The organism is Streptomyces sp. NBC_01481 (genome assembly GCF_026339995.1).
Classification (GTDB): Bacteria; Actinomycetota; Actinomycetes; order Streptomycetales; family Streptomycetaceae; genus Streptomyces.
The window spans coordinates 686382-702139 of sequence record NZ_JAPEPT010000002.1 but is presented as its reverse complement, the minus strand read 5'-3'; the positions used below and the strand labels follow the sequence as shown (position 1 = coordinate 702139).

The 15758-nt window shown below is 68.6% G+C and carries 15 protein-coding genes and 1 pseudogene; 5 read left to right on the top strand and 11 right to left on the bottom strand.

Features of this window, described 5'->3' with window-relative positions; genetic code table 11:
* Positions 1-17 precede the first annotated feature (17 nt).
* Positions 18-1835, bottom strand: coding sequence for a hypothetical protein (locus OOK40_RS13805; RefSeq protein ID WP_266480509.1), 1818 nt, complete (start codon positions 1833-1835; stop codon positions 18-20).
* A complete protein-coding gene (locus OOK40_RS13800) occupies positions 1835-2677 on the bottom strand; it encodes a hypothetical protein (protein ID WP_266480508.1) in 843 nt (280 codons plus the stop codon). The genes OOK40_RS13805 and OOK40_RS13800 overlap by 1 nt, the downstream gene beginning before the upstream one ends.
* 189 nt (positions 2678-2866) lie before the next feature.
* On the opposite strand from OOK40_RS13800, the gene OOK40_RS13795 reads away from it, so the two are divergent.
* Complete coding sequence (locus tag OOK40_RS13795) at positions 2867-3163, top strand: helix-turn-helix transcriptional regulator (RefSeq protein ID WP_266480505.1); 297 nt, start codon at positions 2867-2869, stop codon at positions 3161-3163.
* 259 nt (positions 3164-3422) lie between these two features.
* On the opposite strand, the gene OOK40_RS13790 is transcribed toward OOK40_RS13795, so the two are convergent.
* From OOK40_RS13790 to OOK40_RS13760, 7 genes and pseudogenes are all read right to left on the bottom strand, one after another.
* Positions 3423-3872, bottom strand: coding sequence for a hypothetical protein (locus OOK40_RS13790; protein WP_266480503.1), 450 nt, complete (start codon positions 3870-3872; stop codon positions 3423-3425).
* A gap of 836 nt (positions 3873-4708) precedes the next feature.
* Positions 4709-5013, bottom strand: a pseudogene (locus tag OOK40_RS13785) (MFS transporter); the annotation flags it as partial.
* A gap of 51 nt (positions 5014-5064) precedes the next feature.
* Complete coding sequence (locus OOK40_RS13780; protein WP_266480502.1) at positions 5065-7632, bottom strand: cation-translocating P-type ATPase; 2568 nt, start codon at positions 7630-7632, stop codon at positions 5065-5067.
* Positions 7633-7664: 32 nt separating this feature from the next.
* On the bottom strand, positions 7665-7946 hold the full coding sequence (locus OOK40_RS13775; RefSeq protein WP_266480498.1) for a hypothetical protein: 282 nt from the start codon (positions 7944-7946) through the stop codon (positions 7665-7667).
* Entirely contained in the window at positions 7946-9028 is a 1083-nt protein-coding gene (locus tag OOK40_RS13770; protein WP_266480495.1) for a cytochrome b N-terminal domain-containing protein, read from the bottom strand. The genes OOK40_RS13775 and OOK40_RS13770 overlap by 1 nt, the downstream gene beginning before the upstream one ends.
* Complete coding sequence (locus tag OOK40_RS13765) at positions 9025-9630, bottom strand: hypothetical protein (RefSeq protein ID WP_266480494.1); 606 nt, start codon at positions 9628-9630, stop codon at positions 9025-9027. Before OOK40_RS13765 ends, OOK40_RS13770 begins: the two co-directional genes overlap by 4 nt.
* Before the next feature lie 269 nt (positions 9631-9899).
* On the bottom strand, positions 9900-10379 hold the full coding sequence (locus tag OOK40_RS13760) for a general stress protein (RefSeq protein ID WP_266480492.1): 480 nt from the start codon (positions 10377-10379) through the stop codon (positions 9900-9902).
* A gap of 449 nt (positions 10380-10828) precedes the next feature.
* Here OOK40_RS13760 and OOK40_RS13755 point away from each other — a divergent pair, with 449 nt between their 5' ends.
* From OOK40_RS13755 to OOK40_RS13740, 4 genes are all read left to right on the top strand, one after another.
* Positions 10829-11605, top strand: coding sequence for a PspA/IM30 family protein (locus OOK40_RS13755; RefSeq protein WP_266480490.1), 777 nt, complete (start codon positions 10829-10831; stop codon positions 11603-11605).
* Entirely contained in the window at positions 11602-11880 is a 279-nt protein-coding gene (locus OOK40_RS13750; RefSeq protein WP_266480489.1) for a hypothetical protein, read from the top strand. The genes OOK40_RS13755 and OOK40_RS13750 overlap by 4 nt, the downstream gene beginning before the upstream one ends.
* Before the next feature lie 5 nt (positions 11881-11885).
* Positions 11886-12788 carry a zinc metalloprotease HtpX gene (htpX, locus tag OOK40_RS13745; protein WP_266480487.1) on the top strand — a complete coding sequence of 301 codons (903 nt, stop codon included), beginning with the start codon at positions 11886-11888 and terminating at the stop codon, positions 12786-12788.
* A gap of 77 nt (positions 12789-12865) precedes the next feature.
* Positions 12866-13444: a hypothetical protein gene (locus OOK40_RS13740; RefSeq protein WP_266480485.1), complete on the top strand. Its 579-nt coding sequence runs from the start codon at positions 12866-12868 to the stop codon at positions 13442-13444.
* Between the two features lie 187 nt (positions 13445-13631).
* Here OOK40_RS13740 and OOK40_RS13735 read toward each other — a convergent pair whose 3' ends face one another.
* Together OOK40_RS13735 and OOK40_RS13730 are read right to left on the bottom strand one after the other, a co-directional pair.
* Positions 13632-15230 carry a multicopper oxidase family protein gene (locus OOK40_RS13735; RefSeq protein WP_266480483.1) on the bottom strand — a complete coding sequence of 533 codons (1599 nt, stop codon included), beginning with the start codon at positions 15228-15230 and terminating at the stop codon, positions 13632-13634.
* Between the two features lie 75 nt (positions 15231-15305).
* Positions 15306-15755, bottom strand: a complete 450-nt coding sequence (locus OOK40_RS13730) for a hypothetical protein (RefSeq protein WP_266480481.1) — start codon at positions 15753-15755, stop codon at positions 15306-15308.
* Between the last annotated feature and the right edge of the window lie 3 nt (positions 15756-15758).

Sequence of the window (15758 nt, the reverse complement as noted above, 5' to 3'; positions counted from 1 at the left end):
TGCGCTGGCGTTGATCTCTAGCCGGTGGGTGCCAGGAATCCCGTGGGTGTCCATTTGCCCAGCGGCTTGGTGCGGCGCCGGTGGTGCGTGCGTCTGCGCGGGCGCTCCCCGTTGAGGGCGAGGGTCTCCACCCAGTTCTTGATCTTCCGGCGGTTGGCGTGGGCGAGCTGGAAGGCGAGAAGGATGGTCTGGGCCGCAATGCCGCGGATGCGTCGGGTGCCGGAGGCCTCGATGGCTTCGGCGAGGGGGTTCTTCGCGTAGCCGTTGTAGCCCTCGACGCTGTTGCGGAGGCGGAAGTAGACCTTCTGCCATTCCTCGTCGCCGAACTCGAGGGGCTGCCAGTGCTTGGCCCCCTCGGCCGGGGCGAGCGTGATGCTGCGTTGGCGGCAGACCTTCGGCGGGCCGGCGGGGCTCGGCTCGGGGTCGACGAGCGGAAGGTGGATGCCGCGGCCCATTGATCTCGATTTGATGGGGCACTGAACCTTGCCGGCCGCGGCCGGGCACATCATGCGCTGGTGCCCTTCGGGGTCCTCGTTCTCTTTGGGCATGAGGCGGTAGGACTTTCGGGCGGCGATGAGCCGGATCCAGGTCTCGCGGTCGATGCGCTCGGCACAGAGGTCCTTAGTGGCATCGATCAAGGGCTCGGGCATCGAGGGGCAGTACCAGGTTCCTTCGACCAGGATCGCGCCCTGGGTTTCGGCCTGCTTGCCGAGCTGATTGATGCGGTAGTCGTACACGGGCTTGTAGCCGAGGGCGCGGACGGGCAGCTGCCACTCGTCGGGCTCCGAGTTGTTGTACGCGAGGTCCCCGGCGACGTAGCCCGGCTTGTAGCCCCGCTGACGTAGTCGGCTCAGGACCTTCAGTCCGTTGTAGCCAGGGCGGCAGCCCGGCTTGTCGAGGGAGACGCCGAGGACAAGGGCTGGGAGGACGTCGGGGTTGGGGGTGTTGTCGTCCAGGAGGATCTCGTCGTAGCGGGCGTCACGGGTGACGGCGAGGGCGGCGTCGTAGCCGAACAGGTACTTGGCCTTCTTCTTCAGCGAGGTTTTCTTCCCCTTCCTGCCCTTTTTTGCGGGCTTGCTCTTCTTGCCGCGCTTCGTCGGCGGTCGCACGGCGTCTGCGGCGGGTGCGGCGTCCGGGTCGCGGTGGTCACCTTCGCGGACGTACCAGCCGGCGTCGGGGTCGGTGGCGAGTTCGGGGCCGTTGGTCTTGCGCCCCTTGGAGAAGGTACGGATGGGGGTGGCGTCCACGGCCAGGGAGCCGTCCGACAACTCGGCGAGCAGGTCCTTCAGGGGACGTACGGATGCGTCCAGGAGAAACTCGGTGAACAGGGCGAGCCGGTGTTCTCGTTCGGCGAGAGCCTCCGGGTCTGCGGCTGCCGTGAGCCGTGCTGCTTTCTCGCGGGAGAGGCATTTGTTGGCCGGCAGGGGTGAGGGGTCCATCGCCTTGCGCATCGCGTGGAAGAGGCGCCGCACGACGGCGTAGCCGGCTTCGAAGCCCTGGTCGTGGTCGGGGTAGTCGGGGATGGCGAGGCTTTCGCGAGCCTCACTGCTGATCCCGAAGAAGAGGATGTCCGTGACCCGCTCCAGCACGACCCTTCCACCATGGATCTGGGTGCACAGGTGGAGGCCGATCAGCAGTGTGCGCAAGGAGAGGTTGCGGGGTCGGCCGCGGCCCAGGTGGACGAACTCCTGCAGCATTGGGACGAGGCCGCTGTTGTCGACTTCTTCACAGGCTGCCGCGACGTCGGGGTCGGCGAGCAGTCTGCGTTCCGCACGCATGGCCAGCAGTCGCTCGTGTCGGTCCTTGGGCACCCCGCTCGGGGCGCTGCCGCCCATCAGTCGCCTCTCAGGAGCCTGGCGGCCTCGTCGGCGGGGATGCCTGCGAGGTACGGGAGGACTCGGGACAGGCCGTGCAGGGTGTCGACACCGGCAGCGGCCACGATCACGGTGATGGGGAGTCGGGCATTGAACAGGTCGACCAGCCACGTTGTGCGCAGGCGGCCCATGACCAAGCGGGGAACGCCCTGGCTGGGCTTGGTCCGGGCCAGGAAGTTCGTCACGGTGTTCGTCCCCCGGCCGTAGGAGTTCGGGCGAAACAGATAGCTGGCGGTTCCGGGTGCCGTGAGCCGCTCGGCCGCCGCTGCCAGTACCGGCTCCCAGGGGCGACGGCAGAGGATTTCGCGCTTTCGCTCGCCACGGGTGGCCACGACCACCGCGCCGCTTTCGTAGGGCGAGGAGCGGACGTCGTGGACTCGCAGGGGGATGACTTCTGGAGAGTCGAGGCCGACGCCTGCACCGAGGGCAAGGAGCGTTTTGCAGCCCCAGCGCAGCTCATCGGTCGGCTGGCCATTGGCCCACCCCCACAGGTCCGCCAGCTCCCTGCGGCTGTAGGGCCGGTTTCGGCTTGAGCCGGAGAGCTTTGCGGGTTCGCCCGTGACGCAGTCCCCTCCGAAGACGACCTCGCGCAGCCGCAGGAGCCGGGAGCGGTAGTTGCCGCGGGTGCTCTCCTCCACGTGCGGGCAGCCCACCGCGATGAAGCGTTCGATCACCTCACGCTGGAGCCACACCTCGGCGTTGACGGGCAGGCCTTCACCCGAGCAGAAGAGCGCCAACTGTGCCAATGTGCCGAGGAGTTCTCGCGCTTTGTGCGGGAGCACGGGGTCAGCGAGCAGGACCACACGGCGCACTTCGTCGCCGACGCGGCTCCACCCCGCGGGGGAACCGTTCGGTCGATACGAGTTGATCCGTTGAGTCATCACATGTCGCCAGACCAGCACCCCAGCGGGCGGGGTGCTATTCGAATAACATGTATCCGTAGCAGTGACCGCGCGCGACCGGGGAGGACCGGATGGGTCAGACTTCATCTCATGCCCCAAGGAGATGCCCGCAGACTGCCGCCGCGCGCCTACTGCGCCGACGGTGCGTGGCCTGAGGCCCTCATGACCGACCATCACGGGGCGCGGGTCGCTCAGGCCATGGCTGCCAGGCTCAAGGCCGCGCTCGACGACAAGGGCTGGTCGGTTGCCCAGCTGTCGCGGATCAGCGGCGTCGCCCGCTACACGATTGCCAAGGCGATCGCTGGGGAGGCGTGGCCCGATCTTCTGACCATCGCCAACCTGGAAAAGGCGCTGGACTGTGATCTCTGGCCGGGGCGCGACGTATGACGCGGAGCCTCGCCGCAGGGCAGAGGCGTCGAATGGGAAGCGTGTACCAAAGGGCTGTTCGAAGCTGAACAAAAGGCCGGTCATCCCTTCGAGCGAAGGGCCGGTCCAATTTCGTCGTACGCTACCGGCGGCGCTTGGCCGCCCGTAAAATGCAACGTGACGAACTGATCCGGCGCTGTGGAAGGTATCGGTGGGGTTCGTCGCCGTTGGCCGTCACCTTGGCCTCGACTCCTTGGTGACGGCCTTCCCTATTTCTGGATCAGGTCTGCTGATATTGCGTGAACTGGTAGAAGGCGTTCGGCAGCTTAGTGAGCGATCCCGCCTTTGCCAGTTCGTCCATGGCAACGCGAACGCTCTTGGTTTTGGGTACCTCGTCGAGCGCGTGCGCTACGTCGGACACCTTCCAGCGTCGGTGTGGATCTTGGCTGAGGAGGGCCAGGATCCTCATCTTGCGCGTGGGGGGCTGAGGGGCAGCCGTGTCTGTGCCCTCGGCGTCCGTCGGCCGGGCCTCGGGCTGACGCTGCTCCGGGATGCCTGCGTCACGCCAGCCGGCGAGGGTGTCCTTGACCTTCAGGAGCTGGCGCATTTGCCTCGCCACCTGGCGCAGCTTGTAAAGCTCCTGGTTCAATTCAGCCTCCTTCTTCTCCAGGGCCTCTAGGTAGTTTTCTGGATCGCCAGACAGTTCGGGCCAATCAAGAGTCTCGTTCATTTGCAGAACCCTACCTATGAGAGGGCATAGGCCACCGCCCTCGCAAGTGGTACTTCACCCGATGTAGCGACGTGATCAATTACCTCGCGCGAGCACCGTCGAACGAAATCGAAAAGACATGGACGGATATGCCGGGGTCTGCCTTTTCTGGAAAAACGTTTCCCTGTCTGAAGTGGGTAATGCGGAGGTAGTGATTCATGCGGTCGTGCTGGGCTCATAGGCCTGCATGGTCGGGGAAGTTACCTGCTTGATAGGTGCAGGGGGGTATATCCCTGTCCCGACGCCTGGAGGTCCCGACCAGCAGTGGGGTGATCCCCCGTGATGAACCACGGAGCAGGCAGCCCTGCCCGGTCGACGGAGCGCCAGTCGAGGCCATTGCCTACCTCTGCTGGTTGCCCCGGGTTCGTTCGCTGCCTCTGAGATGTCGTCCGCAAGGTAGGGGGTGACGGTGCGTCCCTGGATTCGCCTCGCCTGGGGGCGGACCGGCTACAGGCTGGATCCGTCGAGAGCCTCGCCCGCGCGGCATCACCTGGTGCCGGGCACTTCCAGTGAGCAAGGCGCGGAACCGGTACCGCACAACTCCCTGCATCCATGTGCCTGGCTGTACCTGCCACGGCGCAGGGGCGATGACAGGTACAGCCAGGCACATGGACGCAAGGGGGTAGCCCGATATGGGCGCGCCTGCGAACTTCTCTGGTGCAGGGGGCCCCGGCTCCTGCCTCCGTGATCAGGACCGGAGGTAGTCAGTTGCCGCTCGGGGTACCGCTGGTGTGCGCACAGCCCTGGCCCCCGGACGAGCGAGAGACGGCATCGGCTGGGACACATGCCACTCGCGCCTACCTGTCACTCATGCCAGGTAGGGTGTCCCGACGACAGGCCAGAAGAGCTGCCACTGCAGACACGAGGGCGAGTGCGAGAAACAGGCCGTCGTAGCCGCCCAGCGGTCCGGCCAGCGCTGCCCCGGCCCAGGGGGCAACAGCTCCCGCGACTGTCGCGGGAGCTGTGAGGAGAGCGGAGAGCCGTATGCCGCGGTGCCCCAGCGGTCTGCGACTGAGGTGGCATGCAGCAGGGTGAGATTCCCGCGTACGACGCCGTCGAGGACCGCGAGCAGGAACAGCAGCGCAATCGGGCCGGGCACGAGGGTGATTCGCGGTCCGGAATGGACAGCTCGCTCGCCGCTAAGGCTTGGAGGTCAGGCGGCACGGCGGTCGGTGTCCGTCCCGGCATCGTCGCCGGTTGCATGGACGGCGGAGACATCGGGGGGTTGATCGGCTGGTGACGGTTCGGCGCCCGGTAGCCGCAGCCGTTTCAGCGCCAGGGCGTTGAGGGCGACGATGATGCTGGACCCGGACATGGACAGCGCGGCGATCTCGGGGCGCAGCACCAGAGAGAAGGCGGGCTCGAACACGCCTGCGGCGATGGGCAGGGCGATGGTGTTGTAGCCGATGGCCCAGCCGAGGTTCTGCCGCATCTTGCGCAGCGTGCCGCGGCCGATGCGCAGCGCGGTGGGCACATCGAGGGGGTCTGAGCGCATCAGGACGAGGTCGGCGGTTTCGATGGCCACGTCCGTGCCGGCGCCGATGGCGATGCCGAGATCGGCCTGAGCGAGAGCGGGGGCGTCGTTGACGCCGTCGCCGACCATGGCGACCTTGCGGCCGCCGCGTTGCAGCTCGGCGACCTTGGCTGCCTTGTCCCCGGGCAGGACATCGGCGATCACGGTGTCGATGCCGAGACGGTCCGCGATGCGCTGGGCGGTGGCCTGGTTGTCGCCCGTGAGCATGACCACCTCGACGCCCAGGGCGTGCAGCTCGGCCACGGCGGCGGCCGAGGTCTCCCTGGGCGCGTCGGCGATGCCGATCAGGCCTGCCGCCCGGCCGTCGACGGTGGCGATGACGACGGTGCGGCCGGTGGAAGCCAGTTCGTCTCGCCGGGTGGCCAGTTCGCCGAGGTCGACGCTTTCGCGTATCGCCAGTCTGCGGTTGCCGACCGCGACCCGGTGGCCGTCGACAACGGCGGTCGCGCCGTGGCCGGGGATGTTCTCGAAGTGCCGGGCGCTGGCTGCGTCCACGGCTCGGCTCTCGGCGTAGCGTACGACGGCTTCGGCCAGCGGGTGCTCGGACTCGCGCTCCACTGCCGCGACCAGCCGCAGTAGTTCGCCCTCGTCCCATCCCGGGGAGATGATCAGGTCGGTCACTTCCGGTTCGCCCTTGGTCAGGGTGCCGGTCTTGTCCATGACGACGGTCTGGATGCTGGCCGATGCCTCCAGGGCGACCGCGTTCTTGAACAGCACGCCGCGCCGGGCTCCCAGTCCTGTGCCGACCATGATGGCCGTGGGGGTGGCCAGGCCCAGAGCGTCCGGGCAGGTGATGACGACGACGGTGATGGCGAACAGCATCGCGGTGCCCAGAGAGCGGTCTGTGGCCAGCAGCCAGACCGCCAGCGTCGCGGCGCCGCCGATCAGGGCGACGAAGACCAGCCAGAACGCGGCCCGGTCGGCGAGCCGTTGACCCGGTGCCTTGGAGTTCTGGGCTTCCTGGACGAGCTTGACGATCTGTGCCAGCGCGGTGTCGGAGCCGACCTTGGTGGCGCGCACTCGGAGCGTGCCGTTGGCGTTGATGGTCGCGCCGACGACCTGCGAGCCGGGGGCTTTGTGTACCGGCAGGCTCTCCCCGGTGACCATCGACTCGTCGACCTCGCTCTCGCCCTCCTCCACAATCCCGTCGACGGCGACCTTGGTTCCGGGACGAACCAGCAGCAGGTCGCCGACCTGGACCTCGGCCGTGGGAATCTCCACCGCTTTACGTTCACGGACGACGAGTGCCTTGGGAGGGGCGAGGTCGAGCAGGGTGCGGATGGCGTCATTGGCGCCGCCCCGGGCGCGCATCTCGAACCAGTGGCCGAGCAGCACGAAGGAGGCCAGCACGGTGGCCGCCTCGTAGAAAACGTCGCCGCCCCCGGTGAGCGTGATGATCAGGGAGTACAGCCAGCCGGAGCCGACGGCGACCGCGACCAGCACCATCATGTCCAGGGTGCGGGCACGCAAAGCCCTTAGGGCGCCGTCGAAGAAGATCGAGCACGCGTAGAAGATCACCGGCAGGCTCAGCAGCAGTGCCCACACGTCCTGGCGCAGCCCGAAGGGGACCGGCGCGTCGATGCCGAATACGTCCTCGCCGATCGGCGACCAGATGACGATGGGGATCGAGAACAGCAGCGCCACCAGGAAGCGGTTGCGCATGTCGGCCACCATCGCCGCCATCGACATGGGCTCGTGCCCGCCGTGCCCCATCAGCTCGTGCGGCGACGGCAACTGCTCAGCCTCGGTGGGGGCCTGGGGCGCGGCGCGCTCGACGTGCTCAGCGCGTTCCGGTGACACGGCCCGGGCGGCCTCCCGCGCGGCTCGGCCCTCCTGAGCCACATGCCGGACCTCCGCGACTTCGGCGGGAGGATCCGGCTCGGCCATCGGGTCACAGACATGGGACGGCACCAACTGGCCGGCGCAGTGGTAGCCGCATTCCTCCACCCAGCGGCGAAGCTCGGCCAGGGACGTACGCCGAGGGTCGAAGACCACGGTCGCCGACTGCGCGACCGGGTTGACCTCGACCTGAAGGACGCCGGGGCGCCGCCCCAGCACGGCGGCGACGGTGCTCTGCTGCGACGCCCAGGACAAACCGCGCACATCCAAGACCGCTGTACTGCGCTCTTTGTGAGGACTCTCGTGATGCTGTGCGTGGTGATCACGGTCATCTGGATGATGCTGCACGGTCACTCCTCCTTTGACGAGCGAGACCGGGGTTACCGACGGGAGGACAGCCGCTGGTGCCCGCCTGCGGCCGAACGTCGCCGCGCCCTGGGGCCGGGCAACGGCAGACAGGGAGGGCCGACGAGCACGGCCAGGATCCGCGCCGTCTGGAGGGCGGACGCGGCCAGCGCGAGAGAGCTGCCCAGGACGAGGATCCCCGTGGTCGGGCCGGGAGCGGAGCGCAGGCCGTGGGACAGCGCGCCCATCGCGAGTACCGCTGTTGCGGTGAGCGTCCAGAACCAGCGTCGTGCGCGTCGTACGGCAGTGGTGTCCATCAGTGCCCCTTCGGGCTGGTAACCCACACCTGGATCGTGATCGCGACAAGTGCGAGCAGCAAGACCCCGGCCACCCCGAGGGCAAGCTTGCGCTCGCGCCATCGTCGTTTCGGGCTGCGGTCGAGGAACGGCACAAGGAAGATCAGTCCGAACACGCCCGCAATGACATACGCGATCGACGCGACCCCGAACCACTCCTCCATGGGGAAGAACCACCAGAACATCCACAGTGGGCGAGTGACCTCGATCCCCTCGACCGGTGTCGGGCCGACCACGGGCGGCACCAGCACGCCGAGGATGGCCACCACGCCCAGCAGCACCAGGCCGAATGCGGCGACCCTCTGCAGGTGGGCTGTGAACGGTTCGGGTACTTCCTCCTCGGGGGCCGGGATCTCCGGATGGGGCGAGATCTGGTGCCGTTTGACCAGCAGCGCGTGCCAGACGAAGAGGAGCAGGACCAGGCCGGGGATGATCACCACGTGCGCGCTGTACAGGCGCAGCAGAATGGGCACCCGGTCACTCAGCTCCGAGGTGAACCAGATCCCCGCCCCACCGAGCAGCTCGGCCACATCCAGATTGTGGATCAGCGCCTCGAATCCCTCCTGGTCCCATTTCAGAACAGTGCCGGTGAACACGGCGAGAAAGGTGAGCAGGAACATCGCTGCGCCCACAACCCAGTTGCCCTCCCGCGGCTTCTTGTACGAGGCGTGGAAGAACACCCGCAGCAGATGAAGCAGGGCAAAGACGAACATCGCCTGCGCCGCCCAGTAGTGCAGGGCGCGGGCAAAGCCACCGAGCCAGACGTCGGTCACCAGGTCGCGCACTGACTGGTTGGCGTCCTCCGGGATGGGCACGTAGAACTGCGCGATGTAGATCCCGGTGACCAACAGGATCACGAAGGAGACGGCGGTCAGGCCGCCCAAGCTCCATGTGAGGTTGTTGGCGTGCTCGGGCACTGGGTAGGCCAGCGCCTTGATGCCCATGCGTTCGTCAACCGCATCGATGGCACGGCGCCATCTGCCGGGATGGACGAGCCTGGTCGACGCGGAGTCGGGGGCCGGCGACGGCTGGCCGGTGGTCATCGCTCCTCCCGGGCAGCGCGGTGTTCGAGTTCGCGGATCGTGTGCGGCGGGCGCAGCCTGTGCGAGAGCCACAGCCCGCTGACGACGGCGGCGAGGGCCAGGCCGAGCAGGGCCGCATCCCCGCCGTCGGCGACGCCCCGCGCTGGCCGGAACTCCTCCAACACCACGCTCGTGCCGGTCTCGGTTCCCGTCGCGAACCGGCCGCTCTCCGGGGCGGAGGGCAGCCTGCCGCCGAGCGCGTCCAGCAGCAGTACGCGCGCCCGCCGAAGGACGTTTTCGTCCTCGTCCGGGCCCTCGACCACATCGAGAGCCTGACGAACGAGACCGAGGTCGACGCCCTCTCTGTCCGGGGCCTTCAAAGCGTCCTCGATACGCTCGGCCACCCGCGCCTCTCCGGCGTCGTTGGCGATCAGAGCGACGGCCTGCTCGACGAGCACCGGCGCCTCCCGGCTCTCTTCCTCATCCGCACGGGCCTGGCCGGGGAACACCGCGCTGAGCAAGACGAGCGCCGTGACGACCAGTGCCGCGGCACTCTGGAGGGCGAGGCAGCCGTACCCGGTCGAACGCCGGCCCTCCCTCCCGACTGGCGGGTCCTCACTCATGAGCGCCTCCCTACTGCGACGCATGGCAGCACCGCTGTCTCTCTCGAGACTGGCGGGTACCGGGAGCAATCCCTGCCCGTGACCCGCCGATCCGCTGAGGCCATCACTCCTCCGCGCGCTGACGGAGGCGAGCGACGGGCGCCGGTCCGATCCGGCGACGACCACGCTCATGGACGGCCATTGACTCGGTGGCGGGTGTGGTGCCGCTCCGCGGGGACCGGGGGTTCTTCTCCGGGGTTTCGCCGTGCTGGCCGACGTGGGGTGCGGATTCAGTCTTCGCGCCAGCCGAGTTTGATCAGCAGGTTCTTGGCTTCGTCGGCGACCTCGGTGTCGGCTACGACGTCGTAGCGGGCGGCCACGATCTGACTGCGGGAGGCGAAGTCGCGGTGGCCGCCGCTGAGGGCATGGCCGGCGAAGCCGAAGACCGCACCGAAGACGGCGCCGTAGGCCAGCCCGCTCAGCATCAGGACCAGGACGTGGTGGCTGCCTGCGGCGAAGAGCGACAGCAGCAGCCCGATCAGCAGACCGAACCAGGCGCCGCTGCCGGCACCGGCCAGTGCGGCCCGGCCGCGGGTGAGGCGGCCGAGGACGGTCTCGACCATGCGCAAGTCCGAACCGATGATCGCGGTGCGTTCCACCGGGAATTTGCTGTCGGACAGGAAGTCGACAGCGCGCTGGGCGCCGGTGTAGGTCGGGTACGAGCCGACGACCGGACGGTCGACTTCTGCGGTGTGCGTGTGCTGGGTCATCGAAGGACTCCGTTCGTCGAGGAGCGGCCTGCCCCGCGATACGTCCCGTGCCGATGGGCGCCGCAGTGGGTGAGCGCGGCGGAAGGGCAGGGCGGCGATGTCGCGGAGGGCCACGGAACGCGGCCCGGCCCCAGGTGGGCGGCTGTTCGCCGAGCAGGAATCTCTGCCCCGCGTACGGTCGGCTTCGTCGAGCCTGCTCCTCGGGTGCCGATCCGGACAGGATCCGACCGGCCCCCGGGTGTGGGCCGCTGGTCCCTACTCCCGTCGGCTATCGCGGGTGAGGGTGGACTCCAGACCGAGCGTGCGGCCCGTCCATTCACCGGCCCGCACCGAAGGGCCGGGTACACCCCGGGGCGAAGGTCGCGCCCCAGACCGGGCCGCCGGAGCCTGGACGTGTCCGCCGACACGACATGGCCTGCACGTTCGCTCCCCCGTCGAGAGAAGGCGCTATGAGCAGCATCGCTCACCGCATGGCCGCCCTGTTCCGAATCAAGGCGAACAAAGCTCTGGACAGAGCCGAGGACCCGCGCGAGGTTTTGGACTACTCCTACGCCCAGCAGCAGGAGATGCTGCAGAAGGTGCGGCGCGGCGTCGCCGATGTGGCCACCAGCCGCAAACGCGTCGACTTGCAGATCAACCAGCTGCAGCAGTCAGGCGTCAAGCTGGAGGCACAGGCCCAGCAGGCACTCTCCGCCGGCCGCGAGGACCTCGCTCGCGAGGCTCTGACCCGACGCACCGCCGTGGCCTCTCAGGTCACCGACCTGCAGACTCAGGAGGCGTCGCTGCAGGATCAGGAGGAGAAGCTCACCCTCGCCTCGCAGCGCCTGCAGGCGAAGGTCGACAGCTTCCGCACCCGCAAGGAGACCATCAAGGCCACCTACACCGCGGCCGAGGCGCAGACCCGTATCACCGAGGCCGTCACCGGCATCGGTGAGGAGATGGGCGATGTCGGCCTGGCTATGCAGCGTGCCCAGGACAAGACCGAGCAGATGCAGGCCCGCGCCGGCGCACTGGACGAGCTGATCGCTTCCGGGGCGCTGGAGGACGCCACCCTTCCGGCCGGCCGTGACGACATCCAGGCCGAGCTCGAGGCCGTCACCGCGGGCCAGGACGTGGAGGCGGAGCTGGCCCGGATGAAGGCCCAGCTCCCGCCAGCTTCCGCCCCGCCGGCGGTGGAGGGCGCAGAACTCCCGAAGGACCCGCCGGACCAGAAGGAGACGTCATGATCATGCGGATTCTCGGCGAGGGCCAGTACGAGATCGCCGACGAGCACCTGACCCGGCTCAACGAGCTGGACTCCGCCCTGCAGTCGGCCGCCGACGCAGGCGACGAAGCGGCGTTCGCCACCGCCCTGTCGGCCCTTCTGGACGCTGTGCGCAGCCTCGGTACAAGCCTGCCGGACGACAGGATCACGCCGTCCGAGCTGGTGCTGCCCGATGCGGACACGAGCCTCACGCAGGTGCGGGAGCTGCTCTCCGACGAGGGTCTGATCCCGGGGTGATGGCGATGCGCAGCCGTTTCGAGCCCGACCGGCAGCTGACCGCCCGCATGGCGGTCACGATGTTCCTGCTCGGGCTGGTGTACGTGGCGTTCGTCGCCGCGCTGATCGTGCTGCTCAAGTCCGTCGTCCTAGTGGTCGTCATTGCCGCAGGGCTGCTGGTTGCGCAGTTCTGGTTCTCCGACCGGATCGCCCTCTATGCCATGCACGGCCGACTCGTCACAGCCGAGGAACAGCCACGGCTGCACGGGGTCATCGACCGGCTGTGCGCCACCGCGGACATGCCTAAACCCCGCGTGGCCGTCTCCGAGATGGACCTGCCCAACGCGTTCGCCACCGGCCGCAACGCCGACCACGCCGTCGTCTGCGTCACCACCGGACTGCTGCGCCGCCTGGAGACCGAGGAACTCGAGGGCGTCCTCGCCCACGAGCTCTCCCACGTCGCACACCGCGACGTCGCCGTGATCACCATCGCCTCTTTCCTTGGCGTGATCGCCGGTCTCATCGTCCGCTTCGCCTTCTACTCCCAGCTGTTCGGCGGACGCAACCGCGACCAGAACACCGCCGCCCTGCTCGCGATCGTCATGGCGGTCTCCGCCCTCGTCTACGCCATCAGCTTCCTGCTCATCCGGGCGCTGTCCCGCTACCGCGAACTGGCCGCCGACCGCGCCGCCGCGATGCTCACCGGGAAGCCCTCCGCCCTCGCATCCGCACTGACCAAAGTCAGCGGCGACATCGCACGCATCCCCACCCAGGATCTGCGCACCGCCCAGGCGTTCAACGCATTCTTCTTCACCCCCGCCCTCGGTCCCGGTACGGCGCTGGCCGCCATGTTCTCCACCCACCCCAGCCTGGAACGCCGCCTGGAGGCGCTCGCGGAGATCTCCGCACAGCTGGGCGAGGCGGCATGACCGCCCACCACCGCTCCGGCGGCCCGGACTGGCGTATTGCGACCGAGCCGGACCTGAGCAGAAGGAGCTGACGGCCCGTGGGTTTCCTCGATGCCCTGTTCGGACGGAGCAAGCCTGTCAAACCCGACCTCGACCAGCTCTTCGGCCTGCCCTCGGCAGCGATCACCCTCCAGGCCGCCACTGGCTTCACCCCCACCGGAGCAGGCTCGGTGTGCTTCGCCACCATCGAGGGCGGGGCATTCACCCAAGTCCAGCAAGACGTCCGGGCCCTGCTGGACGCGGACTCCGAACGGAGCGGTAGGCCGGTGGAGTTCAGCCGCGACGACTACGGCTACTCGTGGCTGCTCTCCCGCCGCACACCCGACAACCTGTCCGCCCTCGTGAGCGACCTGCACGCGGTGAACACCGCCCTGCAGGACAGCGGCTTCGGACCCCAATTGCTCTGCTCCCTGGTCACCTTCCACGACGCCGAGCTGCGCCCCCTCGCGCTGGTCTACCTCTACAAGCGCGGCACCTTCTACCCCTTCGCGCCTCTGCCCGGCCAGAAACGCGACAACCCGCTCGAACTCCAGATCAAGGCCACGGTCAAGGACGACCTGCGCATCGAAGAAGACCTGACCCGCTGGTTCCCGCTCTGGGGCGCCCCCGGCCTGTGAGCCGCCCGCTCCGTGCCGGCGCGGTCAGCAGCGTCTCATCCACGGCGGTCCGGGGATCTGCCCTGCCCCCGCGGCTCAAGGGCGCCTGATGCCGCCGCCCGGCACTGCTCGCATCTCTTGGCGGAGTGCCCCGGGCACCGGAGGTTGGGTGGCACGCGAGCACTCCGCGTGCCACCCAACCGCGACGTCACGAACGGTAGGCGACGTTCGCCATCATCCCGGCCTCGCCGTGGTAGGCGTTGTGGCAGTGCAGCATCCACTGGCCGGGGTTGTCGCCGTCGAAGAAGACGGACAGCTTCTTCTTGGGCAGGACGATCGCGGTGTCCTTGCGCGGGCCGGAGTCACCGAGCTGGTAGGTGTGGCCGTGCAGGTGCATCGGGTGCCACATGGTGGTGTCGTTGACGAAGTCCAGCCGTACCCGCTGGCCCTCCTCGACCACGATCGGGTCGGCGTCCGGGTTGGCCATGTCGAACGGCCTGCCGTTGATGGCCCAGTTGTAGTGCATCATGCCGCCAGTGAGCTTGATCTGGTGCGTGACGTCGGTCCTGGCGGACTTCAGGCGCACGTCGTCGGCCGCGCGGAGCTGGGAGGCGGTCATGATCATGCCGCCGAGTTCCTTCGGCCGTACGGACGCCGACGGGGCGCTCCCCGAGCCCGTACGGACGAGGGCCAGGCCGCCTGTGTTCTTGCCTTCGGCCGTGGCGACCAGGGGGAAGACGCCGTCGCCGAGGACGACCAGGACGTCGTAGCGTTCGCCCATGCCGATCAGCAGGGCGTCCACCTGCTGGTGCTGGACTGGGTAGCCGTCGGTGTGGGTGATCGTCAGCTTGTGGCCGCCGAGCGCGACCCGGTAGGCGGTGTCAGAACCGGCGTTGATGATCCGCAGCCGCACCTTACGGCCGGGCTTGCCGGTGTAGACGTCTGGGTCGGCCGGGATCCGTCCGTTGACCAGGTGGTACGGGTACTTCACGTCACCGGCGTCGCCGCCAAGCAGGTCGCTCTCGGCGCTCATGAGCATGAACTTCGACGACATGCCGCCCGACGAGGAGGACGGGGACGGGGACGCCGCGTCCTCACCCGTGTCCCCCATGTTGTGCATGTCGTGGCCTTCCATGCCCGAGCCGGAGCCGCCGCCCATGTCCATGCCGCCCATGCCCTGCCTGAGCTCGGCGAAGACCTCGTCGGGCGTCCCGGTCACGCCGTCGATCCAGTCGTCGAGGACGACCACCCATTCGTCGTCGTACGCCAGCGGCTCGCGCGGGTCCTCGACGATCAGCGGGGCGTACAGCCCACGGTCGAGCTGGACGCCGACGTGCGGGTGGAAGAAGTACGTGCCGGGGACATCGGCGATGAAGCGGTACGGGAAGGTGCTCCCGGCCCGTACCGCGGTCTGGGTGGCGGGCGGCACGCCGTCCATGTCGTTGCGCAGCGTGATGCCGTGCCAGTGGATCGAGGTGGTGGTCCCGCCTGGCAGCTGGTTGGACAGCTCAGCGGCCAGGGTGTCTCCGGCGGACAGCCGGACCTCCTTGCCGGGGGTCTGCCCGTCGAAGGTCCAGGTCTTGGCCCGGACGCCGCCGCCCAGGTCGAGCATGGCGGGCGCCGCGGTCAGGGTGATCTTGTGCTCTTTGCCGGTGCCGGCCCGCCTCTTGTCCACCCGGGCGACTGCGGAGCCGGACGGGCTGACGAAGGCGGGGGTGCTGCCGGAGTTGCTGCAGGCGGCGAGCGCGCCCGCGCCGACGGCGCCGAGTCCGGCGAGCAGGACGGAGCGGCGGTTGATGCTTTTCACGATGTGAGTCCTCTGGTTTCGAGCTGCGTGCGGGGTCGCGGACGTAAGACGGCACGCGGGTGCCGTGGGCGCGGCCTAGATGCGCAGTTGAGAGAGGACCGACAGGTCAGGCGGCGCGCGGCCGATCGTCCCGGCGGGCAGTGGGCCGGGCTCGGCCTGGGACGGGATCGCCGGTTGCTCGGCATGGAGCTTGGGCGGCATGGCGAGCTTCACCACCTCGACGTTCGCGGTGGAGCAGTGCTGCATGCCTGGGGTGGAACAGGCATTGTGGTGAGAGCTCTGCGCTGACTGGTGCGCGCCGAGCAGGTCTGTGTGGTCGGCGGCGGAGCCCTTCGGCATCGCGGCAGCGGACGAAGAGGAGGCCACACCGGGCATGGCGTGTCCGGCATGTGTGGCGGAGGGCACGGAGGAAAGGGCAATCGCAGCCGTCTCATGGTGGACCAGTACAGCCAGTGCGGCACACACGGCGATGACCGTGCCGCGCACCCAGCGGACGGCACCGGCGCGGGTTGTCGCTATCACCATCGC

Excerpts from the sequence above, each read along its gene's own strand:
- OOK40_RS13805 (WP_266480509.1), bottom strand. The coding sequence starts at position 1,835 with ATGGGCGGCAGCGCCCCGAGCGGGGTGCCCAAGGACCGACACGAGCGA.
- OOK40_RS13795 (WP_266480505.1), top strand. The coding sequence starts at position 2,867 with ATGCCCCAAGGAGATGCCCGCAGACTGCCGCCGCGCGCCTACTGCGCC.
- OOK40_RS13790 (WP_266480503.1), bottom strand. The coding sequence starts at position 3,872 with ATGAACGAGACTCTTGATTGGCCCGAACTGTCTGGCGATCCAGAAAAC.
- OOK40_RS13775 (WP_266480498.1), bottom strand. The coding sequence starts at position 7,946 with ATGGACACCACTGCCGTACGACGCGCACGACGCTGGTTCTGGACGCTC.
- OOK40_RS13770 (WP_266480495.1), bottom strand. The coding sequence starts at position 9,028 with ATGACCACCGGCCAGCCGTCGCCGGCCCCCGACTCCGCGTCGACCAGG.
- OOK40_RS13765 (WP_266480494.1), bottom strand. The coding sequence starts at position 9,630 with ATGAGTGAGGACCCGCCAGTCGGGAGGGAGGGCCGGCGTTCGACCGGG.
- OOK40_RS13760 (WP_266480492.1), bottom strand. The coding sequence starts at position 10,379 with ATGACCCAGCACACGCACACCGCAGAAGTCGACCGTCCGGTCGTCGGC.
- OOK40_RS13755 (WP_266480490.1), top strand. The coding sequence starts at position 10,829 with ATGAGCAGCATCGCTCACCGCATGGCCGCCCTGTTCCGAATCAAGGCG.
- OOK40_RS13750 (WP_266480489.1), top strand. The coding sequence starts at position 11,602 with ATGATCATGCGGATTCTCGGCGAGGGCCAGTACGAGATCGCCGACGAG.
- htpX (WP_266480487.1), top strand. The coding sequence starts at position 11,886 with ATGCGCAGCCGTTTCGAGCCCGACCGGCAGCTGACCGCCCGCATGGCG.
- OOK40_RS13730 (WP_266480481.1), bottom strand. The coding sequence starts at position 15,755 with ATGGTGATAGCGACAACCCGCGCCGGTGCCGTCCGCTGGGTGCGCGGC.